Annotated in this window: 25 protein-coding genes; 9 read left to right on the forward strand and 16 right to left on the reverse strand. The window is 75.2% G+C overall.

What is annotated here, in order from left to right; all coding sequences use genetic code 11:
* Positions 1-8 precede the first annotated feature (8 nt).
* From ABD944_RS29440 to ABD944_RS29450, 3 genes are all read left to right on the forward strand, one after another.
* Positions 9-1,496: a hypothetical protein gene (locus ABD944_RS29440; RefSeq protein ID WP_345182322.1), complete on the forward strand. Its 1,488-nt coding sequence runs from the start codon at positions 9-11 to the stop codon at positions 1,494-1,496.
* 74 nt (positions 1,497-1,570) lie between these two features.
* The gene (locus ABD944_RS29445) at positions 1,571-2,716 is read left to right on the forward strand and encodes a CaiB/BaiF CoA transferase family protein (protein WP_345182324.1); all 1,146 of its coding nucleotides are present in this window, start codon (positions 1,571-1,573) and stop codon (positions 2,714-2,716) included.
* A gap of 208 nt (positions 2,717-2,924) precedes the next feature.
* Entirely contained in the window at positions 2,925-3,782 is an 858-nt protein-coding gene (locus tag ABD944_RS29450) for an esterase/lipase family protein (RefSeq protein ID WP_345182326.1), read from the forward strand.
* 66 nt (positions 3,783-3,848) lie between these two features.
* Here the strand turns inward: ABD944_RS29450 and ABD944_RS29455 are convergent, their stop codons facing one another.
* Positions 3,849-4,988, reverse strand: a complete 1,140-nt coding sequence (locus ABD944_RS29455) for an acyl-CoA dehydrogenase family protein (RefSeq protein WP_345182328.1) — start codon at positions 4,986-4,988, stop codon at positions 3,849-3,851.
* A 47-nt stretch (positions 4,989-5,035) separates the two neighbouring features.
* Complete coding sequence (locus ABD944_RS29460; RefSeq protein WP_345182330.1) at positions 5,036-5,713, reverse strand: TetR/AcrR family transcriptional regulator; 678 nt, start codon at positions 5,711-5,713, stop codon at positions 5,036-5,038.
* 80 nt (positions 5,714-5,793) lie between these two features.
* Here ABD944_RS29460 and ABD944_RS29465 point away from each other — a divergent pair, with 80 nt between their 5' ends.
* Both ABD944_RS29465 and ABD944_RS29470 read left to right on the forward strand, forming a co-directional pair.
* Entirely contained in the window at positions 5,794-6,117 is a 324-nt protein-coding gene (locus ABD944_RS29465) for a hypothetical protein (RefSeq protein ID WP_345182332.1), read from the forward strand.
* Positions 6,117-6,263: a hypothetical protein gene (locus tag ABD944_RS29470; protein ID WP_345182334.1), complete on the forward strand. Its 147-nt coding sequence runs from the start codon at positions 6,117-6,119 to the stop codon at positions 6,261-6,263. Before ABD944_RS29465 ends, ABD944_RS29470 begins: the two co-directional genes overlap by 1 nt.
* A 10-nt stretch (positions 6,264-6,273) precedes the next feature.
* Here the strand turns inward: ABD944_RS29470 and ABD944_RS29475 are convergent, their stop codons facing one another.
* The 5 genes from ABD944_RS29475 to ABD944_RS29495 form a co-directional block, all read right to left on the reverse strand.
* Positions 6,274-7,527: an aspartate aminotransferase family protein gene (locus tag ABD944_RS29475; RefSeq protein ID WP_345182336.1), complete on the reverse strand. Its 1,254-nt coding sequence runs from the start codon at positions 7,525-7,527 to the stop codon at positions 6,274-6,276.
* Between the two features lie 92 nt (positions 7,528-7,619).
* The gene (locus ABD944_RS29480) at positions 7,620-8,279 is read right to left on the reverse strand and encodes a GntR family transcriptional regulator (RefSeq protein WP_345182339.1); all 660 of its coding nucleotides are present in this window, start codon (positions 8,277-8,279) and stop codon (positions 7,620-7,622) included.
* A 21-nt stretch (positions 8,280-8,300) separates the two neighbouring features.
* Complete coding sequence (locus tag ABD944_RS29485; protein WP_345182341.1) at positions 8,301-9,074, reverse strand: maleate cis-trans isomerase family protein; 774 nt, start codon at positions 9,072-9,074, stop codon at positions 8,301-8,303.
* Positions 9,075-9,109: 35 nt separating this feature from the next.
* Entirely contained in the window at positions 9,110-9,871 is a 762-nt protein-coding gene (locus tag ABD944_RS29490) for a maleate cis-trans isomerase family protein (protein WP_345182343.1), read from the reverse strand.
* Between the two features lie 16 nt (positions 9,872-9,887).
* Positions 9,888-10,370 (reverse strand): DUF3830 family protein, encoded by a 483-nt coding sequence (locus tag ABD944_RS29495; RefSeq protein ID WP_221493891.1) that lies wholly within the window; start codon positions 10,368-10,370, stop codon positions 9,888-9,890.
* A 308-nt stretch (positions 10,371-10,678) separates the two neighbouring features.
* Here ABD944_RS29495 and ABD944_RS29500 point away from each other — a divergent pair, with 308 nt between their 5' ends.
* A complete protein-coding gene (locus ABD944_RS29500; RefSeq protein WP_378187859.1) occupies positions 10,679-11,692 on the forward strand; it encodes a D-2-hydroxyacid dehydrogenase in 1,014 nt (337 codons plus the stop codon).
* A gap of 2 nt (positions 11,693-11,694) precedes the next feature.
* Positions 11,695-13,095, forward strand: coding sequence for an amidase (locus ABD944_RS29505; protein WP_345182346.1), 1,401 nt, complete (start codon positions 11,695-11,697; stop codon positions 13,093-13,095).
* Here ABD944_RS29505 and ABD944_RS29510 read toward each other — a convergent pair.
* The gene (locus tag ABD944_RS29510) at positions 13,082-14,095 is read right to left on the reverse strand and encodes an alcohol dehydrogenase catalytic domain-containing protein (protein ID WP_345182348.1); all 1,014 of its coding nucleotides are present in this window, start codon (positions 14,093-14,095) and stop codon (positions 13,082-13,084) included. The genes ABD944_RS29505 and ABD944_RS29510 overlap by 14 nt on opposite strands.
* A gap of 125 nt (positions 14,096-14,220) precedes the next feature.
* Here ABD944_RS29510 and ABD944_RS29515 point away from each other — a divergent pair, with 125 nt between their 5' ends.
* Entirely contained in the window at positions 14,221-14,919 is a 699-nt protein-coding gene (locus ABD944_RS29515; RefSeq protein WP_345182350.1) for a TetR/AcrR family transcriptional regulator, read from the forward strand.
* Here the strand turns inward: ABD944_RS29515 and ABD944_RS29520 are convergent.
* From ABD944_RS29520 to ABD944_RS29535, 4 genes are all read right to left on the reverse strand, one after another.
* The gene (locus tag ABD944_RS29520) at positions 14,910-15,539 is read right to left on the reverse strand and encodes a DUF1707 SHOCT-like domain-containing protein (RefSeq protein WP_345182352.1); all 630 of its coding nucleotides are present in this window, start codon (positions 15,537-15,539) and stop codon (positions 14,910-14,912) included. The two genes, ABD944_RS29515 and ABD944_RS29520, sit on opposite strands and share 10 nt — an antisense overlap.
* Positions 15,540-15,575: 36 nt before the next feature.
* Complete coding sequence (locus ABD944_RS29525; RefSeq protein ID WP_345182355.1) at positions 15,576-17,858, reverse strand: FdhF/YdeP family oxidoreductase; 2,283 nt, start codon at positions 17,856-17,858, stop codon at positions 15,576-15,578.
* Positions 17,859-17,920: 62 nt separating this feature from the next.
* A complete protein-coding gene (locus tag ABD944_RS29530; RefSeq protein ID WP_345182357.1) occupies positions 17,921-19,006 on the reverse strand; it encodes a S1C family serine protease in 1,086 nt (361 codons plus the stop codon).
* A 76-nt stretch (positions 19,007-19,082) separates the two neighbouring features.
* A complete protein-coding gene (locus tag ABD944_RS29535) occupies positions 19,083-20,063 on the reverse strand; it encodes a phosphotriesterase family protein (RefSeq protein WP_345182360.1) in 981 nt (326 codons plus the stop codon).
* A 133-nt stretch (positions 20,064-20,196) separates the two neighbouring features.
* On the opposite strand from ABD944_RS29535, the gene ABD944_RS29540 reads away from it, so the two are divergent.
* Complete coding sequence (locus ABD944_RS29540; RefSeq protein WP_345182362.1) at positions 20,197-20,832, forward strand: TetR/AcrR family transcriptional regulator; 636 nt, start codon at positions 20,197-20,199, stop codon at positions 20,830-20,832.
* Positions 20,833-20,847: 15 nt separating this feature from the next.
* Here the strand turns inward: ABD944_RS29540 and ABD944_RS29545 are convergent, their stop codons facing one another.
* The 4 genes from ABD944_RS29545 to ABD944_RS29560 form a co-directional block, all read right to left on the reverse strand.
* A complete protein-coding gene (locus ABD944_RS29545) occupies positions 20,848-22,092 on the reverse strand; it encodes a multidrug effflux MFS transporter (protein WP_345182365.1) in 1,245 nt (414 codons plus the stop codon).
* A 29-nt stretch (positions 22,093-22,121) separates the two neighbouring features.
* Positions 22,122-22,730 (reverse strand): malonic semialdehyde reductase, encoded by a 609-nt coding sequence (locus ABD944_RS29550; RefSeq protein WP_345182367.1) that lies wholly within the window; start codon positions 22,728-22,730, stop codon positions 22,122-22,124.
* A 116-nt stretch (positions 22,731-22,846) separates the two neighbouring features.
* The gene (locus ABD944_RS29555; RefSeq protein ID WP_345182369.1) at positions 22,847-24,568 is read right to left on the reverse strand and encodes a TRAFAC clade GTPase domain-containing protein; all 1,722 of its coding nucleotides are present in this window, start codon (positions 24,566-24,568) and stop codon (positions 22,847-22,849) included.
* A complete protein-coding gene (locus ABD944_RS29560; RefSeq protein WP_345182371.1) occupies positions 24,565-26,784 on the reverse strand; it encodes a GAP1-N2 domain-containing protein in 2,220 nt (739 codons plus the stop codon). The genes ABD944_RS29555 and ABD944_RS29560 overlap by 4 nt, the downstream gene beginning before the upstream one ends.
* Position 26,785: the final 1 nt, after the last annotated feature.

A 26,785-nucleotide genomic window follows, 5' to 3' on the forward strand; every position in this document is an offset into this window, starting at 1 on the left:
TTGTCCGGATGGCGTATTTCGTTCTGCCGGGACGGGGAAAGCGCGTCTACCGGCTGGCGATCGCCCGCCGGATCGTGGACTCCACCTCGCGCGGCGCCCGCGACCGCTCCGCCGCCGGGCACGCCCGGCGCCGCACCCGCGTGCTGCGCCGGGCGCTGCGGCCGTCCCGCCGCCTGCAGATCGGCCTCGGCCCGTGGCTGCGCGCGCTGCCCGCCCGCCTGCCCGACCCGGCGCTGACCGCGGCGCTGTCCAGGCTCGATCCCCACGTCCGCGTCGCCTACGTCCTGCGGAACGTCGAGGGGATGCCCCGCTACGCCGTCCGCGACCAGCTGATCGAGCTGCGGGTGCGCGACCCCTGGCCGGTGATCCGTGCCGCCGAGGCCGTCGAGGTGCCGGTGCCCCGCCGCGGCGACCGGTTCGAGGCGGAGCTGCTGCGCCCCGTCCGCACCCGCTCGGTGATCCCTCTGGCGGCCGCGGTCTTCCTCACCGCCGCGCTGGTCGGCGCGCTGCTGGTGACGGAGCGGGAGGGCGCCCGCGAGGCGTCCGCCCGCGGCCTCGGCCTCGTCACGGCGGCGCCGGACGCCTGGACGCGCGGCGCCCGCTCCCTCGACGTCTGGCCCGCCCGCGGCGACCTCGCCGGCGACCGGGCGTTCGGCCGCCGCGGCGCCGCCGTGTGGGCCGCCGAGCCCGGGGGCCGCCGCCCCGACAGCGGCGTCGCGCAACTGCTGTACGCCGGCACCGTGGACGGCGTGCCGCTCGCGGTGATGCGCAGCGGCGGGCGCCTGGCCCGCTACGCCTCAGGGCGCCTGGACGTCGCCGCGATCGGCGCCGACCCGTCCGCGCCGATCGCCCTCGGCGGCGGGCGCTACCTCCTGTCGCCCTGGGACGCCCGGCCGGAGACCCTCGCCGGGGGGCGGCTCGCCGCGTCCGGCGGCGTGACGGCGCCCGTCCGTCCCGGCACCGGCTGCGGCCGCGGCCCGCTCTTCCACCTCGGCGCGCGCACGGTCGGCGGCCTCGGCGGCCCGCGCGCCGCCGTCCTCGGTTACCGCCCGCCGGTCCGCCGCCCGGGCGGCCCCGACCGCCCGGCCGTGCTCGGCCGCACCGCCCGGGCCTTCTGGAAGAGGCTGGCCTGCGCGGTCCCCGCGTCCTCGCGGCCCCTCTCCGCGGCCACGGCGTCCCACTTCTGGTCGGGGACGCTGCCGCACGGCGGGGAGAGCGCCGACTGGACCTGCACCCGGGTGGCGTACGCCGACGGCGGCGCCGCCTCCTTCGCGACCCTGCTCGGGGCGGAGAACCGGGCCACGGGCGCCTGCGACGTCCAGCGTCCGGTCAGCGGGACGTGGTGGCGCGCGGCGTCGGGCCGCTGGTACTACGTGGCCGCGGCGGGACGTGGTCTCGCCCCGCACGCCGAGGGGGTCCGGGGCGCCGCGACGCGCGACCGCCTCCTCGTCGGCAGGGGGACTCCCGGCACGGCCGTGACCCTCACCGCCCGATAGGGCGGGTCGGGTCAGCACCCGCTTACCTCGATCGGGCACACTGGGGGCACCGAACGAGATTCAGGGAGTCGCAGATGGGCAACGGGCCGCTCTCCGGAGTACGGGTGATCGAGCTGGCCGGGATCGGGCCGGGGCCGTTCGCGGCGATGCTGCTGGCCGACCTCGGCGCCGACGTGATCCGCGTCGACCGCGCCTCCGCCGTCCGGGACGGGCAGGCCGCCGGCGGCACCGACTTCACCAACCGCGGCAAGCGGTCGATCGCCGTCGACCTCAAGAGCGAGCGCGGCAAGGACGTCGTCCTCCGCCTGGTGGAGAAGTCCGACGTCCTGCTCGAAGGGTTCCGCCCCGGCGTCACCGAGCGCCTCGGCATCGGCCCGGACGACTGCCTGGCCCGCAACCCGCGCCTGGTGTACGGGCGGATGACCGGCTGGGGGCAGGAGGGGCCGCTGGCGCACACCGCCGGCCACGACGTCGGCTACATCGCGATCACCGGCGCCCTGCACGCCATCGGCCGCGCGGGCGGGCCGCCCCAGGTCCCGATGAACCTGCTCGGCGACTTCGCGGGCGGCAGCATGTACCTCGTCACCGGCGTCCTCGCGGCCCTGCTCGAGACGCGGACGACCGGGCGCGGCCAGGTCGTCGACGCCGCCATCGTGGACGGCACCGCCCACCTGTCCACCTTCATCCACGGCTTCCTCGCGGGCGGCATCTGGGAGGACCGCCGCGGCGTCAACATGCTCGACACCGGCGCCCCCTGGTACGACGTCTACGAGACCTCCGACGGCCGCCACATGGCCGTCGGCGCCATCGAGCCGCAGTTCTACGCCGAGTTCCTCCGCCGGCTCGGCGTCGACGGGGAGGACCTTCCCGCCCAGTACGACCGCGAACGATGGCCCGCCATGCGCGAGCGCTTCGCCGCCGCCTTCCGCACGAGGACCCGCGACGAGTGGACGGAGGTCTTCGTCCCGAGCGACGCCTGCGTGGCCCCCGTCCTGTCGCTGGCCGAGGCCGCCGAGCACCCCTTCAACACGTCCCGCGAGGTCTTCCCCGAGCTCGCCGGCCACCGCCAGCCGGCCCCGGCCCCCCGCTTCTCCCGGACCCCGGCCGAGACCGACGGCGTCCCCGTCCTCCCCGGCGGCCAGACCAGGGCCGTCCTGGACGACCTGGGCTTCGACGACGCCGAGACCCTCCTCAAGGAGGGCGCCGTCGCCCAGGCCTGACCGGGCCCGCGGCCGCGCCCGTCCGGACACGGCCGCGGCGGATCGCTTGTGAATCGGCTGACAATTCCCTCGCGGTAACCGGTGGTCATTCCACAAGACTGCGCCGGAACGCGGTCGTACCTTGTGGGCACCCCACCCCCGATCAACACGGCGACAGGAAAGGCCGGACGCCGGCCTGGTTCGTCGTGCCCGCATTAGGGAGATGCTCATGCGTTTCACACGACTCCGCTCGTGGGCGGTCATCGCCGCGGCGGTCCCCGCCGCCCTCGGCCTGGCCGGGACGGTCGCGCCCGCCGCGCACGCCGAGACGAGCCCGCAAGGGGCGAACGACTGGAACTGCAAGCCCTCGTTCCTCCACCCGCGCCCCGTGGTGCTCGTGCACGGCACGTTCGAGAACATGGCCTTCAACTGGCAGAAGCTCTCTCCGGCGCTCAAGAAGGCCGGGTACTGCGTCTACGCCCTCAACTACGGCGGCCCCAAGGACGGCCCCGTCCAGGGGATCGGCGACATCCCCACGTCGGCCGGTGAGCTGGCGGCGTTCGTCGACAGGGTCACGGCCGCCACCGGGGCGTCCAAGGTCGACATCGTCGGGCACTCGCAGGGCGGCATGATGCCGCGGTACTACATGAAGTTCCTCGGCGGCGCCGCGAAGGTGAACAAGCTGGTCGGCGTCGTGCCGTCCAACCACGGCACCAACATGTCCGGGCTGGTGGAGCTGGGCAGCCTGCTCGGCATCACGCAGGCGGTCGTGAAGGCGGCGCCGGCCGCGGGCCAGCAGATCGTCGGCTCCGACTTCCTCAAGAAGCTGAACGAGGGCGGCGACACCGTGCCCGGCCCGACCTACATCGTGCTGTCCACCAAGTACGACGAGGTCGTCACGCCCTACACCTCGGAGTTCCTCAACGGCTCCAACGCGCAGAACGTCCTGCTGCAGGACAAGTGCCCGAACGACACCAACGCGCACGTCGGCATCGCCTTCGACCCGGTGATGATCAGATTCGTGCTGAACTCGCTCGACGTCTGGGGTCCGTACTGGCCCATCGACTGCGCGAACCCCCTCGGCTGACCCGGAGACGGCGGCGTCCGGCGGGCTCCCCTCTCACCGCCGGGCGCCGCCGCGCCGCCTCCGGCGTCACAGCCCGAGGCGCTTCGCGGCGATCTCGTTCATGATCTCGTTGGTGCCGCCGCCGATGCCGAGGATGCGGGCGTCGCGGTAGTGGCGCTCCACCTCCGACTCGCGCATGTACCCCGTCCCGCCGTGCAGTTGGACGGCCTCGTGCACGACGTGCTCGCAGGCCAGGACGGCGGTGTTCTTGGCGTAGGCGGTCTCGGTGAGGACGTCCTCCCCGGCGGCGTGCCGTTCGGCGACGGCGCGGGTGTAGGTGCGGGCGACGTCGGTCTGCCGCGCCATCTCGGCGATCTTGTGCCGGACGAGCTGCCGGGAGGCCAGGGGGCGCCCGAACGTCTCCCGGTCCCGCACCCAGGCGAGGGTGAGGTCCAGGCAGCGCTGCGCCGTCGCGTAGGCCTGGACGGCGAGGGAGAGCCGCTCGGTCACGAAGTTCTCGACGATCTGCAGGAACCCGCTGTTCTCCGCGCCGACCAGGTTCTCCGCCGGGACGCGGACGCCGTCGAACGACAGCTCCGCGGTGTCCGAGCAGAGCCAGCCCATCTTGCGCAGCGGCTTCGACACGGTGAACCCCGGGGTCCCCTTCTCCACGACCAGCAGGGAGATGCCGTCGAAGCCGGGCCCGCCCGTGCGCACCGCCGTGGTGACGAAGTCGGCCCGCACGCCCGAGGTGATGAACATCTTGGCGCCGTTGACGACGTAGTGCCCGCCGTCGCGGACGGCGGTGGTGCGGATGCCCGCGACGTCCGACCCGGTGCCCGGCTCGGTGACGCCGAGCGCGCCGATCAGCTCCCCGGCGAGCGCCGGCCGCGCGAACCGCTCGATCAGCGCCTCGTCCCCGGAGGCGATGATGTGGGGGAGCGCGATCCCGTGCGTGAACAGGGAGGCGACCACGCCGCCCGACCCGCCGGACTGGATGATCTCCTCGGCGACGATCAGCGCGTCGAACAGCTCCCCGCCGGACCCGCCGGCCTCCTCCGGGAACCCCGCCCCGAGCAGTCCCGCCTCGGCGGCGCGGGCGTGCAGGGAGCGGGGCAGCTCGCCCGCGTCCTCCCAGCCGGCGAGGAACGGGACGATCTCCCGCGCGGTGAAGTCGCGGACCAGGGCGCGCAGCGCCGCGCGCTCCGGGGTCTGCCAGGGGTCCAACGCGCCTCCTCGTGTAGAACGAGGTTCGGAATCTAGCAGGCGGCGCGTCACCCGCCGGCGCGCAGGTCCTCCGGGCCGGGCGGCGCGGGCAGGTCTCCCGCCGGGACGCCGGTCAGCTCGCTGACGTGCCGGCGCAGCACGGCCCGCAGCTCCGCCGGGCCGGCGGCGTCGGGCCGCAGGACGGCGTGCGAGGTCAGCCCGTCCACCAGCGCGTGCACCCGCGCGGCCTCGACCTCGACGTCCAGGTCGGGGCGCAGGGCGCCGGCGCGGCGGGCCGCCCGCAGGACCCGCGTCGCGATCGAGCGCAGGTCGTCGTGCATCTCCCGGGCCAGCGGGCGAAGCTCGGGGCGGGTGCGGGCGCCGGCCGTGAAGGCCAGCCACACCTCGGCCTCCTCGCGCCGGTCGGCGTCCAGCGGCAGCAGCTCGGCGAACAGCGCCTCCACGGCTGCCGCGTGCTCGCCCGGCCGCGCGGCGGGGCCGGGGGCCGCGAGCCGGGCCGCGCGCAGCCGCAGCCGCTCGCCGGCCCGCTCGGCGAACGTGCGCATCGCGAAGATCATGATCTCCGCCTGGCCGTCGAAGTAGTGCCGGACCGACCCGATCGCCAGGCCCGCCTCGGCGGCGACGGTGCGCAGCGACGCCTGGTCCAGGCCGTCGCGGCGCACGACGCGGAACACGGCCTCGGCCACCTCGCGGCGGCGGGCCTCGGGATCGACGATCTTCGGCACCGCTCTTTTATAGCACGCTCATGCTACAGTCGTTTTTGGCACGGTCGTGCTAAGGAAGTCGGGCCGAAGGGGAGGTCGACATGGACGAGGTGATGAACATCCTGCTGATCCGCTTCGCGATCATCGTCGCCGGGATCGCGCTGCTGGTCGTCGCGGTGTTCAGCGTGGCGATCATGCTGAAGCGCCGCGGCCGGCTCGGCCGGGCCCGGGGCCTGGTCGAGCCGGTCCTGCGCGCCTGGGCCGACCGCCCGGCGGCCGGCCCGGGTCCGCGCCCGGGCCAGGGCCGAGGCGGCCTCGACGCGCGGCGCGGCGGCGGCCGGTCCGAACTCGGCCGGCTGGCCGTCCGCGGCGTCCTGCACTACCTCGACCGGAGCGGCACCCGCGGGACGGGAGGGGGCCGGTGATGCCGGCGGCCGGCGACGGAGACGTGGTCGTCGAACTGCTGGCGGACCGCCTGATCAAGGGCGGGATCGTCCTGGCGGCCCTGGTCGTGGTGGTGGTGGCGCTCACGATCGTCTACCGCAGGACGGGCCCGAAGGACCCGCCCTGAGGCGCGGCCCCTAGCCGAGGGCGTCGGCGACGGCGTCCGCCCACAGGGCGAGGCCGTCGTCGATCTGCTCCGCGGTGACGATCAGCGGCGGGATCATCCGGACGACGTTGCCGTACGCGCCGCAGGTCAGCAGCAGCAGCCCGCGCTCGGCGGCGGCCCCCTGCGCCCGCGCCGCCGCGGCGGCGTCGGGTTCGCCGTCCGGCGTGGTGAACTCGCTGGCCTGCATCAGCCCGAGCCCGCGCACGTCGCCGATCGCCGGGTGGTCGGCGGCGACCTTGCGGAGCCCGTCGTTCAGCCGCGCGCCCTGCACGGCGGAGTTGCCGACCAGGTCCTCGTCGGCGATGACCCGGAGGGTGGCGAGCGCGGCGGCGCACGAGACGGCGTTGCCCCCGTACGTGCCGCCCTGCGACCCCGGGCGGGCCTTGGCCATCAGCGCCTCCGGCGCCGCGATCGCCGACAGCGGGAACCCGCTCGCCAGGCCCTTGGCCGTGATCAGGACGTCGGGGCGCGCGGCGGAGTGCTCGTGGCCCCAGAACCGGCCGGTCCGCCCGAACCCGGTCTGCACCTCGTCCACGACCAGCAGGATGCCGTGCCGGTCGGCGCGCTCGCGCAGGCCCTCCAGGAAGGCGGGCGGCGCGGGGATGTAGCCGCCCTCGCCGAGGACGGGCTCGACCACGAAGGCGGCCGTGTCGGACGCCGGGCTCGCGGTGGCGAGCAGGTAGTCGAGCTCGCGCAGCGCGAACCGCGTCGCCTCCTCCTCCGGCCACCCGTACCGGTAGGCCTGGGGGAACGGCGCGATCGCGGCGCCCGGCATGAGCGGGCCGATCCCGGCGCGGAACTTCGTGCCCGCCGTGGTGAGCGCGGCGGCGCCCATCGTGCGGCCGTGGAAGGAGCCGTGGAAGACGACGATGTTCTGCCGGCCGGTGGCGTGCCGGGCCAGCCGGATGGCCGCCTCGACCGCCTCGCTGCCGCTGTTGAGGAAGAACAGCGAGTCCAGGCCCTCCGGCAGCACCTCGCCGAGCGCCTCGGTCAGCCGCAGCAGCGGCCGGTGCATGACGGTCGTGTACTGGCCGTGGACGAGCGTGCCCACCTGCTGCTGCGCGGCCTCGACCACGCGCGGGTGGCAGTGCCCGGTGTTGACGACGCCGATGCCCGCGGTGAAGTCCAGGTGCCGGCGGCCCTCGGCGTCGTAGAGGTAGACGCCCTCGCCGCGCTCGGCGAGGACGGGGGTGGCCTGCTTGAGCAGGGGAGACAGCGTCGCCATACGGCCCTCCGGTAGATTGTCGACAATCTGCAATCTAGGTGGCCCCGGGTCCGTTGTCCAGGGCCCGCGGCCCCGCGTGGCGGGGCCGGTCGCTAGGACTCGCGGAGCCGCTGGATGGAGTCGGTCATGTGCTCCTCGATGAGGGTGAGCAGGTGCTCCTCCTCCCCGTCGCCGATCGCGTCGACGAGCCGCCGGTGCTCCTCAACGAGGTCGGCGGGCTCGGGATAGGTGTCCTGGAGCGCGTTCAGGCACATGCGCGTCTCCACCAGCAGCGTGTGCGCCATCCGCTCCAGCCGCGGGCTGCCCGACGAGCTGACCAGCACCTCGTGGAAGGCCTGGTCGGCGTCGCTCATCGCGACCCGGTCGCGTTCGCGGGCGGCGGCCACGAGCGCCTCCAGCGCCTCGGTGAGCCGGGCCACCGCCTCGCCCCGGTTGCGGTCCATGATCAGCCGGCAGGCCTCGCGCTCGATCGCGAGCCGGGCGAGGTAGACGTCCTCCACGTCCCCCTCGTCCAGCGTGATCACGAACAGCCCGCGGTGCGGCTCGCTGACGAGCAGCCCCTCCTGGACGAGCCGCTGCATGGCCTCGCGCAGCGGTCCGCGGCTGATGCCGAGGCGCGCGGCGAGCTCGGCCTCGCCGAGCTGCGCGCCGGGCTCCAGCGACCCGTACATGATCGCCGAACGCAGCTCGTCCGAGACGATCTCCACCGTCGACTTGCGGGGAACAGGCTCCAGCTCACCCAGTCGGCCCATGCGCGGTTCCCTTTCGTCTTCTCATGTCTGCCAGGCATGTCGCCCGTGCAGGGGGGCGGCGGCGGGGACGGAGAACAGCCGGCCCAGCCCGGTGCGCGGCGGGAGACCCTCGGGGCCGGACGCGAGCCGCAGCCCCTCCCAGACGCTCACCTGGTTGGCGGTCAGCACCGGCTTGCCGACCCGCGCCTCCAGCTTGTCGAGCCAGGACACCGTGTGCAGCGCGGTGTCGGGCACCAGCACCGCCTCGGCGTCCGGATGGTCGTTGGCCGCGACGAACGCCAGCACCTCGTCGCGGCCGAGGGTGCCGACCTCGGCGGCGGTGACGATGCCCCGGCAGGACAGCGCCACCACCTCGATGCCGGCGTGGGCGAGGAACGCGACGAACCGCTCGGCGACGTCGGCGGGATAGGTCGCGGCGACCGCGACCCGGGTCACGCCGAGCGCCCGCGCCGCGTGGACGAACGCGAACGACGTGCTGGAGGCGGGCACGCCCGCCGCCTCGCGCACCCCCGCGACCTGCTGCGCGGCGCCGTCCCAGCCGAACACGAAGCTTCCGCTGGTGCACGCCCAGACGGCGGCCTTCACGCCGAGGCCGCGGAGCGTGCGGGCCCCGTCGCCGAGCACGTCGGCGCCGCCGATGTCCAGCAGCGCGTCGACGCGGTGGGCGTCCTCGCGCATCAGCGTGTGCACGACCGGGAGGCTGACCTCCCCGAGGGCGCGCTCGATGGCGGGGTAGTCGTCCTCGGCGCTGTAGCCGGGGTAGAGGAACCCCGCGCGCAACCCGTTCTGGCGCATGTTGTCGACAATCCTACCTTTGGAGATCATGGCGGCTAGGCCGCCGTGAAGGGAGCGAGGCCGACCAGGGACTGTCCGGGACCGGACGCCGACCGGCCCATGGCGCGCAGCGCCGAGCACATCGTCACCTGGTTGGCGGTCAGGACCGGCTTGCCGATCATCTGCTCGAGCGGCGCGATGATGTCGTAGGTCGGGACGTTGGTGCAGCTGATGAAGACGGCCTCGGCCTCGGGGCAGTCCACCGCCGACACCGCCGACACGATCTCGCCGTAGCCGACCTTCCAGATGTGGCTGAGCAGCCCCAGCCCGACCGAGGACACCACCTCGACGCCGTGCTCGCCGAGGAACGACACGAGCCGCTCGGTGACGGCGTCGATGTAGGGCGTGACGACCGAGATGCGCCGGGCGCCGAGCAGCCGGAGCGACTCCACCAGCGCGCCCGAGGTCGTCGTCGAGACCGGCGCGCCGGCCCGCAGCATCGACTCGTGCAGCTGGAGCTCGCCCGCCTTGCCGCGGATGAAGCTGCCCGACGCGCACGCGTAGGCGACCGCGAGCGGCTCGGGGGCCAGGACGTCGCGGGTCGCCTGCCGGACGATCGACTGGTCCGACAGCGCCGAGGCCATCTCCACCGTGACCGGGACCGGCACGTACGGCAGCCGGGTCATGAACAGCGACACGTCGTCGGGCGTCCAGCGCCACAGTTCCCGGTCGAGGGCGAAGTCGAAAGGCGCGACCACCCCGATGCCGTGCTGGGCGAGCAGCTCTGGGCCGACGACCAGCGAGGGGTCGAATGTCATCTGCGCGGCCGCCACTCTAGGACTCTGCGCGCGCGTAGAGGAGGCGCTCGCCGACGCCGCCGGACCGCCACACGTCGTTGCACGCCTCGGCCATGCGGTCCAGGCCGTCGACGATCGTCGCGTAGACGTTGCCGGGGACCCAGCCGACGTCCCCGTTCAGCAGCAGGTTGTTGCGGCCGTAGAAGATCGCGAGGTCGATGACGCCGGGCAGGGCGTGGATGTTCTTCTCCTCCTTGAACTTCCGGTCGAGCATCCCGCCGGGGAAGGAGAAGTAGACGACGTCTCCCGGGATCGGGGTGACGGTGGGGTTCTCCAGGCCGACCTCCTCCTCGGAGAACCGCTCGACCATCGTGTACACCTCGTTGCGGGCGTACTTGGCGTGGTAGGCCTCGCCTCCGAGCGGTAGAGCGTTCCAGACCGCTTCGCAGGTCCTCGGCGCATCCTTCTCCAGGAGCTCCGCGACACAGGAGACGCCGCGGCGCTCCAGAGTGATGGTCATGAGCTTGGGCATGCTGACCTCCCCGTGAACAGGGGTGGGCGAGAGCGTCGCCACCCGAAGGACTCTCCATGTTCGTGGGAGGACGACGTCCCCCCACACCCCCGACGGGGGCTGTTAGAGCGCTCTGGGATCCGTCCTGGCCCTGCTGGGCACGGGTTGCGACGGTCTTGCAGCACATATCCCACTGCGGTGGCCGGGGCCGCGGTCCACCGCGTTGATTGTTGACAATCCTACGAACGGTTCCTAGCGTGTCAATGCCTCCCGCCGTTGCCTTCTCGTAAACTCCGCACACCCCGGAAGTGACGCCGATGGACCCTGCTCAGCACGCATCCGGTGGCCCGCCTGACGTGGTGGTCCTGCTGGGCGACGTCGATCCGCGCGGCATGGAGGAGGCGGAGAGCCTCGCGCGAGTCCGTTACGTGCGTGAAACAGAGCTCGCGGCGGCGCTTCCCGGCGCCGATGTCCTGTTCATGTGGGATTTCCTCTCGGACGCCGTGGCCGGCGCGTGGCCGGAGTCCGGCGGCCCCGGATGGGTCCACATCGCCAGCGCCGGCGTCGACCGGCTCATGTTCCCCGGGCTCGTCGACAGTGACACGGTTGTCACCAACTCGCGCGGCGTGTTCGACGAGCCGATCGCCGAGTACGTCCTCGGGCTCGTGCTGGCCTTCGCCAAGGACCTGCACACCACCGTCCGCCTCCAGGGCGAGCGGCGCTGGCGGCACCGCGAGACCGAGCGGATCACCGGCGCCCGCGCGCTGGTCGTCGGCACCGGCCCGATCGGCCGCGCGATCGGCCGCCGCCTGTCGGCGGCGGGCCTGGTCGTCTCCGGCGCCGGGCGCACCGCCCGCGACGCCGACCCCGACCTCGGTGTCGTCCACCCGATGGAGCGGCTGGGCGAGGCGCTCGCCCGGGCCGACTACGTCGTGCTCGCCGCGCCCCTCACCCCGCAGACCCGGGGCATGATCGACGCCGCGGCGCTGGAGCGGATGCGCCCGTCCGCGCGGCTGGTCAACGTCGGGCGCGGCGGCCTGGTGGCCGAGGGCGACCTCGTCGAGGCGCTGCGCGCGGGCCGGATCGCGGGCGCCGCGCTCGACGTCTTCGAGGACGAGCCGCTGCCGGAGTCCTCGCCGCTGTGGGACATGCCGGGCGTCATCGTCTCCCCGCACATGTCCGGCGACGTCGTCGGCTGGCGGGACGAGCTCGTCCGGCTCTTCGCCGACAACCTCGGCCGCTACGTGTCCGGCCGCCCGCTGCGCAACGTCGTGGACAAGCGCCTCGGCTACGTGGGCCCGGAGCGGGCGGCATCACACCAGAGGGGGTAGCCATGGCCGATGCGGCCGATCTGACCGCGACCGAACTGCTCGCGGAGTACCGGGCGGGGGCGCTGTCCCCGGTCGAGGCCGCCGGGGCCGTGCTCGCCCGGATCGAGCGGGACGATCCGGAGCTCAACGCGTACTGCCTCGTCGACGAGGAGACCACCCTCGACATGGCGCGGGCCGCGACCGAGCGGTGGCGGCGCGGCGCGACGCTCGGGCCGCTGGACGGCGTGCCGGTCTCCATCAAGGACGTCCTGCTCACCCGAGGCTGGCCGACGCTGCGCGGCTCCAGGACGATCGACCCCGCCGGAGCGTGGGCCGAGGACGCGCCGTCCGTGGCCCGCCTCCGCGAGCAGGGCGCGGTGTTCGCCGGCAAGACGACGACGCCGGAGTTCGCCTGGAAGGGCGTGACCGACAACCCGCTGACGGGCGTCACGCGCAACCCGTGGGACCCCTCCCGCACGCCGGGCGGGTCGAGCGGCGGCGCGGCGGCGGCGGTCGCGGCGGGCATGGCGCCGCTCGCCCTCGGCACCGACGGCGGCGGCTCGGTGCGCATCCCCGCCGCGTTCACCGGCACCTTCACGATCAAGCCGACCTACGGCCGCATCCCGCACTACCCGGCGAGCCCGTTCGGGACGCTCGCGCACATCGGCCCCATGACCAACACCGTGGCGGACGCCGCCCTGCTGCTCGACGCCGTGTGCGGGGCGGACGGCCGCGACTGGTCGTCGCTGCCGCCGCCCGACGTGCCGTTCGCCGAGGCCGGAGCCGGGCGGGACGACCTGACCGGCCTGCGCGTCGCGTTCAGCCCGGACCTCGGGTTCGCGGAGGTCGACCCGGAGGTCGCGGCGCCGGTCGCGGCCGCCGCCGAGGCCTTCGCCGAGCTCGGCGCGAAGGTCGAGCAGGTCGACCCCGGCTTCGGGGACCCGGTCGCGGACTTCGAGGTCCTGTGGTTCGCGGGCGCCGCCAAGGTCGTCGAGCACCTGTCGCAGGAGGAGCGCGGGCTGCTCGACCCGGGGCTGCGGGAGATCTGCGAGCGGGGCGCGCGGTACTCGGCGCTGGACTACCTGACGGCCACGGCCCGGCGCATGGAGCTCGGGCGGATGATGGGCGTGTTCCACGAGCGCTACGACCTGCTGCTCACCCCGACGACGCCGATCGCCGCGTTCGAGGCCGGCCTGGAGGTCCCGCCGGGCTCGCCGTCCCCGCGCTGGACGGGCTGGACCCCGTTCACCTACCCGTTCAACATGACCCAGCAGCCCGCGGCGAGCCTGCCGTGCGGCTTCACCTCCCGCGGCCTGCCCGTCGGCCTCCAGGTCGTCGGCGCCCGCCACGCCGACGCCCTGGTGATGGCCGCGTGCGCCGTCTACGAGCGGGCGCGGCCGTGGAGGCGGTTCACGGGAAGGTGATGACGGCGCGGCCCCGGTGGACGCCCTCGTCCATCGCGGCGAGGACGCCCGGGGCCTCGTCCAGCGTGACCGGGACGACCTCGGGGACGATCCCGTGCGCCACCGCGAACGCGAGGGTGTCGCGCAGGTCGTGCGGGGAGCCCGAGGGCACGCCCATCACCCGCAGCCGGCCGCTGACCAGGGCCATCGGCGGCACGCTCACGTTCTCGGCGCCCATGCCGAGGTAGAGCAGGGTGCCGTCCGGGCGCAGGCCGCCGAACGCGGCGAGCCCCGTCGCGGTGGCGGGCGCGGTGTTCACCACCAGGTCGGCGCCGCCCCACGCCCGCAGCGCCTCGGCGGGATCCTCCTCGTCGGTCGCGACGAACAGTTCGGCGCCGAGGCCGAGCGCCTCCTTCTCGGCGCGGCGCGACCGCGACACCACGGCGACGCGGGCGCCCATCGCGGCGGCGAACCGCTGGGCCATCGTCCCGACGCCGCCGGTGCCGAGCACGGCCACCTTCGACCCGGCGGCGGCCCCGGCCTGCCGGAGCCCGTTGAAGGCGGTGAGGCCGGCGCACATCAGCGGCGCGCCGGCGACCGGGTCCAGGCCGTCCGGCAGCGGCGTGACGAACCCGGCGCGGCCGACGAAGTACTCGGTGTACCCGCCGTCGCGGTTGACGCCGGTGACCTGCTTCGGCGCGCCGGTGCAGAGGATCTGGTCGCCGCGGGCGCACTGGTCGCAGTGGCCGCAGGACCCGTACGGCCAGGCGGCGCCGACCGCGGTGCCGACCTCGGGCCAGTCGACGCCCTCGCCGAGAGCCGCGACGACCCCGCTGATCTCGTGTCCGGGGACGACGGGGAACGTTCCGAACGGGTAGTGGCCCCGCAGGTGGTTGACCTCGGAGAAGCACATCCCGCAGGCGGCGACCCGCACCAGGATCTCGCCGGGGCCGGGCCGGGGCTCCTCGCGCTCGACGATCTCCAGCGGCCCGCCCGGGGCGGTGAGCACGGCGCTGCGCATGGCGGCGCCCCCTCTCGTGTCGTGACGGCCGGCCGGCCGTTCTCTAACATCGGTATAGCAATGACTGTACCTACGCTATACGACGCAGCATAGCGCTGCTCGAAAAGTTTTGTAACATCGTTGTTGTGACCGCTCAGAGGGATCCCCGCACCCGCGACCGCATCCTGCGCGCCGCCGCGCGCCTGCTCACCGAGGCCGACGGCGAGCCGGTCTCGACCCGGGCCGTGTGCACCGCCGCGGGGGTCGGGGCGCCGACGCTGTACCACCACTTCGGCGACAAGCGCGGCCTGTTCGACGCCGTCGCCGCCCACGGGTTCGAGGAGTACCTGGCGGGCAAGCGGGCCCAGAGCGGCACCGGCGACCCGGTCGAGGACCTGCGCCGCGGCTGGGACCTGCACATCGAGTACGCCGTCACCCATCCGGCGTTCTACACGCTGATGTACGGGACGCCCCGCACCCCGCCCGCCGCCGGCGAGGCCTACGGCATCCTGCTGGGCCTGGTCGAGGCCGCGGCCGCCGCGGGACGGCTCCGCGTCCCGGTCGCCACCGCCGCCCGCATGATCCACGCCGCCGGGGTCGGGACGGCCCTCACGCTGATCGCGAACCCGTCCGGCGGCGGCGCCGACCGGGACGCCGCGGTCCGCACGCGCGAGGCCGTCCTCGCCGCCGTGACCTCGGAAGGCGACGGCCCGGCCGACGCCACGCCCGCGGCGCGGGCGGTGGCGCTGAAGTCGGCGCTGCGGTCAGCCCCGCCGGCGGGGCTGACCCCCTCGGAGGCGGCGCTGCTGGGCGAGTGGCTGGACCGCCTGGCCGATCAGTCCTGAGCGGTCCCGTCCCCGCGCCGCCTGCGGCGCTTCACGCCGACGCCGCCCCAGAACGCCAGGCCCTTCACGACCACCGTGGGGGCGCCCGGCACGCCGGGCCCGCTCGCCCGCTGGTCGAACCCGCCCATGATCCCGAGCCCGTCGACGTGCACGGTGACGTCGTCCGGCACGATGATCTGGAATCCGCCCATGATCGCCAGGGCCCGGATCGTCACCCGGCCCTCCTCGAACCGGGCGTCCCTCAGATCGATCTTCCCGCCGCCCCAGAAGGCGAACGCCCTGAAGCGCGGGGGGACGTTCCACACGCCCGCCCGGCGGAACCCGCTCATGATCGCGATGCCGCGGCGCCAGGACGGCGCGCCGGGGACCGGCCGCCAGCCCGCCCCGGTCGCCGGGGGAGCCGCCCGGCCCGGCGACGGCAGGTCGCGGGTGATCGGTTCGAGCTCCCCGTAGGTCTTGGCGGCGTACACCGCGTCCAGCCGCTCGTCCAGCTCGTCCAGCGTGAGCCGCCCGTCGCCGGCCGCGTCCCGCAGCACCTGCGCGACCCGCTCGCGGTCGGCGTCACCGGCCCGCATCTCCGGCGCTCCGGGCGTTCCGGGATGCTCGGGGAGGTTCGTCATGCCCGCAGCCTAGACCGGCGCTCCGCGCCGCGGGGGTCAGGGCGCGGCCGGCTCCAGGCGGACGACGACGGACTTGGACGTGGGGGTGTTGCTGATCTCCGCGGTGCTGTCGAGCGGGACCAGGACGTTCGCCTCCGGGAAGTAGGCCGCCGCGCAGCCCGGCGCGGTCGGGTAGGAGACGGCGCGGAAGGCGGGGGCGCGGCGCTCGGCGCCGTCCGGCCACTCCGAGACCAGGTCGACGGTCGCGCCGTCGGCGATGCCGAGGCGGTCCAGGTCGGCGGGGTTGACGAGCACGACGCGGCGTCCGGCCTTGATGCCCCGGTAGCGGTCGTCCAGGCCGTAGACGGTGGTGTTGTACTGGTCGTGGCTGCGGAGGGTCTGGAGCAGCAGCCGCCCCTCGGGGACCCGCAGGACCTCCAGTTCGTTCACGGTGAGGTTGGCCTTGCCGGTCGCCGTCGGGAACCGGCGCTCGTCGCGGGGAGCGTGGGGGAGCGTGAAGCCGCCCGGCTCGCGGAGGCGGGCGTTGAAGTCCTCGAAGCCCGGGACGACCCGGGAGACGTGGTCGCGGATCACGTCGTAGTCGCGCTCCATCGCCTCCCAGCCGATGTCCGATCCGGGCAGCGCGGCCCGCGCGAGCCGGCAGACGATCGCCACCTCCGACAGCAGGCGCCCGGACGCCGGTGCGAGGCGGCCGCGGGAGGCGTGCACCATGCCCATGGAGTCCTCGACGGAGACGATCTGCGGCCCCGTCTCCCGCACGTCGCGCTCGGTGCGGCCGAGCGTCGGGAGGATCAGCGCCACCTCCCCGGTCACCGCGTGCGACCGGTTGAGCTTGGTCGACACCTGCGCGGTCAGCCGGCAGCGGCGCAGGGCCGCCTCCGTCACGGCGGAGTCGGGGGTGGCGCGGACGAAGTTGCCGCCCATGCCGAGGAACACCTTCGCCCTGCCGTCGCGCATGGCGCGGATCGCCCCGACGGTGTCCAGGCCGTGCTCGCGGGGCGGCTCGAACCCGAACTCGGCGGCGAGGGCGTCCAGGAAGGCGGGCTTCGGCCGCTCCCAGATGCCCATCGTCCGGTCGCCCTGCACGTTGGAGTGGCCGCGCACCGGGCAGACGCCCGCGCCGGGCCGGCCGATGTTGCCGCGCAGCAGCAGGAAGTTGACGATCTCGCGGATGGTCGGCACGGAGTTGCGGTGCTGGGTGAGGCCCATCGCCCAGCAGACGACGATCCGCTCGGCGGCGAGGACGTCGCCCAGCGTCGCGGCGATCTCCTCGCGGGTGAGGCCGGTCGCCTCCAGCACGTCGTCCCAGTCCAGGCCGAGGGCGTGCTCGCGGAACGCCTCGAAGCCGTGCGCGTGGGCGTCGAGGAACTCCCGGTCGAGGGCCCCGGGCGCCTCCGACTCCAGCAGCATCCGGTTGAGCGCCTGGAACAGCGCGAGGTCGCCGTTCAGCCGGATCTGCAGGAACCGGTCGGCCAGCACCGTGCCGCGCCCGGCCATCCCGGAGGCGCGCTGCGGGTTCTTGAACCGCATCAGCCCCGCCTCGGGCAGCGGGTTGACGGCGATGACGCGGGCGCCCTCCCGTTTCGCCCGCTCCAGCGCCGACAGCATCCGCGGGTGGTTCGTCCCGGGGTTCTGGCCGACGACGAAGACGAGGTCGGCCCGGTAGAGGTCCTCCAGCAGCACCGAGCCCTTGCCGATGCCGATCGTCTCGCTCAGCGCCGACCCGGACGACTCGTGGCACATGTTGCTGCAGTCGGGCATGTTGTTCGTGCCGAACGCCCGCGCGAACAGCTGGTAGGCGAACGCCGCCTCGTTGCTGGTCCGCCCGGAGGTGTAGAAGACGGCCTCGTCCGGCGAGTCCAGGGCGTTGAGCTCGGACGCCAGCAGCCGGAACGCCTCGTCCCACGACACCGGCTCGTAGTGCCCGGACCCGGCGCGCTTCACCATCGGCTCGGTCAGCCGCCCCTGCTGGCCCAGCCAGTGGTCGGAGCGCCCGGCCAGCTCCTCGACGCCGTGCTCGGCGAAGAACTCGCGGGTGACGCGCCGTGCCGTGGCCTCCTCCGCGACGGCCTTCGCGCCGTTCTCGCAGAACTCGGCGGCGTGCCGGTGGTCGCCCTCGGGCCAGGCGCACCCCGGGCAGTCGAACCCCTGCTTCTGGTTGACGCGCAGCAGCGTCAGCGCCGTCCGCCGCACGCCCATCTGCGCGTGGGCGTGGCGCAGCGCGGCCGTGACGCCGGGAACGCCCGCCGCCCAGGTCTTCGGCTCCGAGACCTCCAGTTCGGAGTCGTCGAAGTCACCGGCGGGCGCCTTGCGCGTCATGGGGCACATCCTCGTGGTCGGCCGACACCCCCACTGTCGCACGCCGGCGCCGGTCCGGCGCGCTACTGGGGCGGGCCTTCCGTCAGGTGGACCGTCCCCGCCCTCCGGTCGCCCCGGCTCGTCGTCCACTCGATCCGGACGGTGTCGCCCGGATGGCGGGCCAGCATCAGGCTCGTGAGAGTGGACGGCGCGTCGACCGCGGCGCCGCCGAAGGCGACGATGACGCCCCCGACCGGGACCCCGGCGGCCTCGGCGGGGGAGCCGGGCACGAGCTCGGCGACCAGCGCGCCCGGGGAGCGGCCGTTCGGGCGGACCTTGACGCCGAGCAACGCGGTGCGGCCGATGTGCACGGTCGAGGACGCCTCGCCGCGCTGGATCTGCCGGGCGGTCTCCAGCGCCCGGTCGGACGGGATCGCGTAGCCCCGGTGGTCCTCGCGCTTCCGGGCGTCCTTCACCGAGAACCCGGCGGACGCCGCGGTGTTGATGCCGATGACCTTGCCGGAGGTGTCCAGCAGCGGCCCGCCGGAGTCGCCCGGCCGGATCGGCGCGTTCGTCTCGATCAGCCCGGTGAGCCGCTCGGAGGTGCCGGTGCTGTCGTCGCGCGCGGTGACCGACTGCTCCAGCGCGGTGACCTTGCCGGTGACGACCGTGGGCGTGCCGCCCTTGCCGCCCGCGTTGCCGACGGCGGTGACGGTGTCGCCGACCGCGACGCCGCCGGCGGAGGCGAACGCGGCGGTCTTCAGCCGGGTCGCGCCGGACAGCCGGATCACCGCGATGTCGCCCGCCCGGTCGTAGCCCACGACCTGCGCCGGGTAGCCGCGCCGGTCGTCGACGTCCGTCCCCCTGATGGCGGTGGCGCCCTGGATGACGTGGTTGTTGGTCAGCACCAGGCCGGACGCGGTGAGCACGATGCCCGTCCCGGCGGCGCGGGTGCCGTTCAGCGTCTGCTCGGTCTCGATGTTGACCACGCCCGGCCGCCGCCCGCTGGGCTTGGCGTTCTGGTGGCGGGTCGGCGCGGCGGACGGCGGCACGTCCTGCGGGCTCTCGCTCTCCACGACGCGGCAGCCGGGTGCGAGGAGGGCCAGGAGCGCCACCAGCAGCAGGGGGACCGCGGCACGGGCGCGGCGGCGCCTGGAGTCCTCGCTCACCTGGTTGCCTCCTCCCGCAGGTTCCTCCCATGATTCCCGATTCCATGGGATTAGACCGAAAGAGGAGGAGGCAAACTCAGCCGGTGAAGTAGCGCCGGGGGTTCTCCACCAGCATCTGGTCGATCTGCGCGTCGGAGACGCCGGCGGCGCGCAGGGCGGGCAGGACGACCTCGCCGATGTGCCGGTAGTTCCAGTTCGGCTGCAGCGCGGGCACCGTCGCCGGGTCCGGGCCGAACCAGTCCATGAAGCAGGACGCGTCGTGGCTGAGGACCATCCGGTCGGCGTAGCCCCGCTCGCACAGGGCCGCGACGGTCGCGACCCGCTGCTCGGTCGTGTTGAGGATGTCGAGGCCGAAGCGGTCCATGCCGAGGATCGCGCCGGTGTCGGCCAGCTCCATCAGGTAGTCGAGGTCGTTGCTGTCGCCCGCGTGCCCCACGACGACCTTGGCGAGGTCCACGCCCTCCTCGGCGAGCAGGCCCACGACCGTCCGGCCCGACCGGGTCGAGCTCTCGGTGTGCACGGTGACCGGCGCCCCCGTCTCCCGGTGCGCCGCGGCGACGGCCCGCAGCACCCGCTCGACGCCGGGCGTGAGGCCGGGGGCGTCCACGGCGCACTTGAGGAACGCGGCCTTGACCCCCGTCCCGGCGATGCCCTCGGTCAGGTCGCGGGTGAAGTCGGCGATCATGGGGTCGGGGCCCACGTCCATCATCGTGCCGGGACCCCGGTGGTGGAACTGGAACGGCACGTCGTTGTAGGTGTAGATGCCCGTCGCCACGATGATGTTGAGCTCCGGCACCTGCTCGTTGACCCGCTGGATCCGGGGGAGGTACCGGCCGAGACCCCACACCGTGGGGTCGGCGATGGTGGTGACGCCGAGCCCGGCCAGCTCGCGCAGCTTGCCGACCGCGTCGGCGACCTTCTCCTCCTCGTCCCACCAGTCGCCCGCGCCGTGGTTCTGGACGTACTCCGCGCCGAGCACGAAGACGTGCTCGTGCATCAGCGTGCGCCCGAGGGCGGCGGCGTCGACGGGGCCGCGGACGGTTTCAACTGCGGGCATCGATTCTCCTGCGGTGCGCGGTGATGCCGGGGGTTTCGACATCGGCCCGGGGGGCATACCGACTGGTCGGTTTCTGGCAAGCTAGAGCGCGGAACGCACCGGAGTCAACGCGGCGCGCGAAGGAGGTGCCAAGGTGGCCCAGTCCGAGTCGGGGCCCGGCCCCGCGCCGGAGTCGGCGGCGCCCGTCCGGCAGAGCGCGGTCGAGCGGCGGATCCTGGACGCGGCGCTGCGGCTGTTCGCCGAGCGCGGCTTCGACGGGACGCCCGTGCAGAGCGTCGTGGAGGCCGCCGAGGTCACCAAGGGCGCGCTGTACCACTACTTCGACTCCAAGGACGACCTGCTCTACGAGATCTACCACTCGCTGATCGCCCGCCAGCTCGCCGACCTCGGGGCGGTGCTGGCGCGGGGGCTGCCGCCGCGCGAGGCCGTCCACGCGGTGCTGACCGGGCTGATCCGCAGCACCGCCGAGCACATCGACGAGGCGAAGGTGTTCGCCCGCGAGATGCACCGGCTGGACCACGCCCGGATGCGCTCGGTCCGCGCCGACCGCCGCCGCTACCACGTGACGTTCCGGAACCTCATCGAGCAGGGCCAGCGCGACGGCGTGTTCGGCACCGGGACCCCCGCCGAGACGATCACGATCGTCGCGCTCGGCATGGTCAACCAGATGCCGTCCTGGTACCGCGCGGACGGCCCCAAGCCCGCCGCCCGGCTCGCCGACGAGGTCGCCGGGTTCATCCTCGGCGCCCTGGACCGGCCCGCGGACTGACGGCGGGACGCGGTCTCAGCTCCGCTCCGCGGCCTGCGGGGCCCGGGAGGCGGCCGCGGCGGCGGCCGCGGCGAGCACCGCCAGCGCGGCGATGGTCACGGCCATCGGGGCGGCGGTGCCCGGCCCGGCGACGCCGGCCAGCGGGGCGGCGGCGCCGCCCAGCGCGAACTGGGCCACGCCGAGCAGCGCCGACGCGGTCCCGGCCACCCGCGGCGGGCGTCCCCGCAGTGCCAGGGCGGTGGCGTTCGGGCCGATCAGCCCCTGCCCGGCCGCGACGAGGAACAGCCCCGGCAGCACCCCGCCGAGGCCCCACCCGGCGAGGACCGCGGCCACCAGGACCGCCCCGCCCGCGGCGACGACGGCGAGCCCGGCCGCCAGCAGCCGGGTGAGGGCGACGCGCCCGGCGAGCAGCGCGCCCGCCTGCCCGGCCGCGACGATGCCGAGGGAGTTGACGCCGAAGGCGACGCTGAACCCCTGCGGCGACATCCCGTAGATGTCCTGCAGGACGAACGGGGATCCCGAGATGTAGGTGAACAGGGCCGCGAACGACAGGCCGATCGCCAGCCCGTACCCGGTGAACGCCCGGTCCCGGACGAGCGTCCGGCAGGCCGCGGCCGTCGCGCGCAGCCCGCCCGTCTCGCGCCGTCCGGGCGGCAGCGTCTCCGCCAGCCCGAGCAGCGACCCGAGGAACAGCGCGACGCCGATGCCGGCGAGGACCGCGAAGACGCCCGGCCACGGCACGACCCGCAGCAGCTGGCCGCCGAGGACGGGCGCGAGGATCGGCGCCAGCCCGTTCACCAGCATCAGCACCGAGAAGAACCGGGCCGCGGCGGCGCCGTCGTACAGGTCCTGGACGATCGCCCGCGCGATCACGATCCCGGCCGCCCCGGCGGCGCCCTGGACCAGCCGCAGCGCGATGAGGGTCTCCACGGTCGGCGCCGCGGCGCACAGCAGCGACGCGACGGCGTAGGCGGCGAGCCCGGCCAGCAGCGGGCGGCGGCGGCCGAGCCGGTCGCTCAGCGGCCCGGCCACCGCCTGCCCGGCGGCGAGGCCGACGACGCACGCGGTGAGGGTGAGCTGCGTTCGCGCGGCGCCCGTGGACAGGTCCGCCGACATCCGGGGCAGCGCCGGCAGGTACATGTCGATCGACAGCGGCGCCAGCGCCGTCAGCGCGCCCAGCACGAGGACCAGCACCGGCCTCCGGCCGGCCGCGGGGGGATCGGACAGCTTGGAGCCGGCAGAGGCGGCCGCCTGGGTCATGGGGGGTCTCCAGCGGGGGCGGGGGAGGCTCAGACGGTGGTGATGACCTGGGCGGCGTCGAGGCGCGGGTTGCGGGCGTGGAAGGCGTCCGGGGCGGGCCGTCCCGCGTTGACCACGGCGATGGGGCGGACGTTGCCCCCCGGGAAGAACTCCTTCTCGACGGCGCCGGCGTCGAAACCGGTCATCGGGCCCGCGGCGAGACCGGCCGCGCGGATGCCGAGGATCAGGTAGCCGAGCTGGAGGGCGGCGTTGAAGCGGGCCATCGCCGGCCTGCCGGGGCTGTCCCGCAGGGCCTCGCGGGCGCCCTCCCGGTGCGGGAACGTGACCGGCATGTGCTCGTGGAAGTCCTCGTCGGCGGCGGCGATGAGGGTCAGCGGGGCCGTCGCGGTCTTGGCGCGGTTGCCCTCGCTCATGAGCGGGACCAGCCGCTCGCGCGCCTCCCGGCTGCGCACGTCCACGATCCGCAGCGGCTGGCTGTTCATGGCGGTCGGGGCCCACCGGACCAGGTCGTAGATCGCGCGGACCTGGTCCTCGCCGACCGGCTCGCCGGTGAAGGCGTTGGCGGTGCGCGCCTCGCGGAACAGCAGCTCCTGGGCGGCGGGGTCCAGGACCAGCGGGGTCTGGGTCGCGGTCGTCATCGTGCGATGCCTCTCGGACGGGAACTCTCCGAAGGGTCAATGCGATGACGGTCCGTTATCTTCCGCGTCAGGAAGTGGGGTGCGCCACACCCGGGGGCGGCCGCGGCGGCGGCCGGTCAGAACGGGAGGCGCTCGGCCGCCGCGACGAGCGCGCCCGCGATGGTGGCGACGGTCAGGACCGACACTCCGGCCAGCACCGCCCAGCGCCCCGCCTGGTACCCGGCGGGGACGCGGCCGGCGTCGCGGCCGCGCACCGGCCACGGGGCGCGCAGCGGCGCCGTCCCCGGCGGCTCCGGAGGGACGTCGGCGGGCGCGCGGGCGCCGTCCGCGGCGTCCGCCGCGGGCAGTCCGGTCACCCAGCCGAGCAGGTCGGCGACGGCGGCGGGCTCGGTGTCGAGGCCGGAGGCGAAGTACCGCACCTCGGCGGCGACCTGGTCGAGCGTGCGCACCGTGTTGCCCAGCCCGACGCGGTCGAGCCATTCGCGCGGGCCGGCGTCCGGGTCGAGACCGCGCCCGATCTCCGTGCGCAGCAGCAGGTCCGTCTTGGTGACGACGACGGCGACGCGCTTCTGCCGCCCCTGGTCGGGACGCGAGCGCAACTCGTTCAGCACCCGCTGGAGGGTGTCGGCCGGGTCCTCCTCCGACGAGGCGGCGGCCTCGTCGACGAGCTCCCTCTCGTCCCCGGTGAGCGACCGGCGGAGCTGGGGGAGCGCGAACGGGTCGACGACGAACAGCAGCGCCTCGCTGTGGTCCAGGTAGCGCAGCGACTCGACCTCCGTCGCGCCCGTGTAGTGCTCGCCCGCGGGGTCGAACAGGTAGAGGATGCGCCGCGCGCGGCCCGGCAGCTCGACGTCCACCATGGTCGCCAGGGGCAGCTCGGGGCCGGTCTTGGCGAGGCGCCCGCCGCGCTGGAACTCGCGTATCGCGCCCGCGTACGCCTGCGCGTGCCGCTGCTCGACGAACGACAGCCGCCCGTGGACCGCGCGGGCCCGCGCGTGCAGGGCCCGGATGCCGAGGACCATGAACGTGGTCTTGCCGGCGGCCGGCCCGCCCACGAACGGCAGCGGCTCCACGCGGACGCGCCCGATGCGCTCGGGCAGCCGCCCGCCGCAGTGCGGGCAGTACGCGGCCAGCCGGAAGCGCCCGAGCGGGACGGTCGTGGGAAGCCGTGCCCCGCAGCGGCACACGTGCCGGAACGCGCCGCCGGCCCCCGGCGAGAGGCGCCGGTGCCGCGCCCCGCAGCTCGGGCACGCGTACTCCGGCAGCCCGATCCGCTCGTAGCAGAAGGGGTGCGGGCACGTCTGCAGGATGCGCGCGTACCCCATGAAGACGCGCTCGACGGCCGCCAGGACCAGCACGCACGCCAGCCACGACGCCAGCCCGACCGCGGCGACCAGCCCGTACAGGATCGTCAGCGCGAGGACGAACACCGCCGCGGGGACGGCGGCGGCGACGATGCCCGCGCACAGCGCCAGCCAGACCGGGAAGACGAAGAAGCCCCACGGGCCGCCGAGGAGCGTCCGGGTCAGCCTCAGCACGACGCCCCGGGCCGTCCGGTACACCTGCGGGACGACCGTGCGGCTGATCGTCCACCAGTCGCGCCACACCTGGCCGAGCAGGTAGTGCCGGTAGGCGACGGCGGGCTCGGCGACCGGCGACGGCCCCTCCAGCGTGGACGGCGCCAGCGTCCGGCACGCGTGCAGGCAGTACAGGCCGAGCGCGGCGGCTCCGGCGACGACCAGCGTCGCGGCGAACAGCACGGGGAACACGTACAGGAACCCGAGCCACATGGCGCCCGCCCACACGGCGATCAGCAGCAGCACGATGACGGGGTTCACGGCGCGCCCTCCGCGAGAAGGGCCCGCAGCTCGGCCCGCAGCTCGGGGCGGCGCGCCAGATGGGAGTCGAGCTGCCTGGCCGCGAGCCACCGCCGGGCCGCCGCCCGCGCCCACGCCTCCAGGGACGGCTCGGCCGCGCCGTGCCCGCGCAGCCGCAGCACCACCTCGGCCAGCTCGGTGCGCCGCTCGACCTCGCCGCCGCGCAGCGGCCCGCGGCCGGCGCGGACGCGGCCGGGCAGCTCACCCGTCCACCGCTCCGCCAGCCGCGCCCGCACGGGGGCGGGCGCGGCCGCCAGCAGCTCCGCCCGGAACCCGGGCGGCCGCAGGGACAGCCGCCGCGCCGCGTCGCCGAACGCCTCGCGGGCGAGGCGCTGGCTGGCGCCGCCGGCGTCGGCGAGGCTCTCCAGCGCCCGCGCGGCCCGCGGCGGGCCCGCGGTGATGGCCGTCCCGTACGCCTGGACGAGGGCCGCGTCGCGTCCGGCGCGCCCGTCCGGCATGAGCTCGCGGACCCGCTCGGCGAGCCGCAGGGTCGCCGGGTCCGTGAGGCCGTCGCCGCCCGTGGAGGCGAGCCGCGCGAAGGTCCGCGACGGCAGTTCCGCCAGCGCCGGGGGCGGCGGCGCGGACCCGCAGGCGTCCAGGAGGTCGAGGCACGCGGAGGCGGACGGGGGCGTCGCCCAGAGCCCGCGGAGCGCGTCGCCGATGTCCGCGCCGCCGCCGTCCAGGCGCAGCATCTCGCCCGTCACCGCGACCCGGCGGCCGGGATGCCTCCGCCCGACCGACGCCAGCACGGCGACCGCCACCTCGGGCGCGGCGCGCAGCCGTCCGGCGTGCTCGTAGAGCAGGTCGCAGGTCCCGGCGGTGAGGGAGGCCGCCCGGTCGCTGGACCCGGCGCGGCCGGCGACGATCCCGTCCAGCAGCGCGACCCGCAGCCCGGCCGGGCGGCCGGCGAGCGCCCCGCCCGGCTCGGCGAGGCCGCGCCGGACGCAGCGCGCCGCCGCCGCCGTCACCTCGCCGGGGTCGGCCGGGACCCCGGCCCGCTCGGCCACCTCGGCGGCCTCCGCGACCTCCGTCAGGCGGGACGCCGCCGTGAGCCTCTCGGACACCAGCGCGCCGACGCGCCGCGCGCACCGGCCGGCGAGGTCCGCCGCCCCGGCCGCCCGCGCCCGCCCGTGCACGGCGAGGGCGAGATCGAGGCCCATCGCCGGGACGCCCGGCGCGAGGTCGCGCCACACCCAGGCGGGGACGGCGGTTCCGCGCCGCGCCAGCAGCTCCGCCGCCGCGCCCTGCTCCTCCGGCGTCACGCTCGCGTCGCCCCGGCACAGCGCCAGCAGCGCGGCGGCGCCCTCCCGCGCGGGGTCGTCCGGCGGCGCCAGCTCGGCGAGGGCGTCCAGGCCGCCGAAGTCGCGGGCGCGCCAGCAGCGGGCGACGGTCCTGGCGAAGCGGCTCGACCCCCCGTCCGGGACGCCGTCGCGGAGGTCGAACGCGGACGCGTGCGAGGCGTGGTTCTGAGCGCCGGCCCAGACGGCGGGCGTCGTGCCGACCAGGCGCTGCGCGGCGCCGTCCGGGTCGGCGGTGTAGGTGACGAACGTCAGCCGCGCCGCCGCCGCGACCGGCAGCGAGTACGACACGACAGCGATCCAGCGGGCGATCGCCTCCACGTCGTCGGCGACGAGGACGACCCGCCCGTGGCCCCGCAGGAGCACGCCCGCGACGGCGTCCACCAGGAGGGCGAGCCGAGCGTACGGGTCGCCCGGACCGGCGGAGGCGAGCCACCCGGCGAGCGCCTCCGGGTCGAGCGCGGATCCCGGCGTCAGCTCCTCCAGCGGGTCGAGGTCGGGCCCGGGCGCGGGCAGCGGCGTCCAGTGCGCGGCCTGCCACAGCTCGGCGGGCCGCAGCCCCTCCAGCTCCTCGGGCTCGGCCACCACCGCGTGCGCGAAGAAGTTGCCGTAGCGGCCCGAGTAGTCGCGGCCGAGGTAGCGGCACCGCAGCAGCAGGGGGCGGCCGTCCACCTCGTCGTACAGCAGCGAGACGGGGAACAGGTCGAGCTCGGCGTCGCCCGGCGACAGCGGCGCGTCCGGCGGCGGGCGGTACGACAGGTACGGCGTGACCGCGGCCCGCGTCCCGTCCGGCAGGCCCGGCGTCTCGGCGACGAACTGGAACCCGGCCCGGCCGGTGGGCCCGCTCCGGGCGGAGGTGTAGTGCAGCTGCCAGGCCACC

Source organism: Actinomadura verrucosospora, from assembly GCF_039540335.1.
GTDB classification, from domain to species: Bacteria; Actinomycetota; Actinomycetes; order Streptosporangiales; family Streptosporangiaceae; genus Spirillospora; species Spirillospora verrucosospora.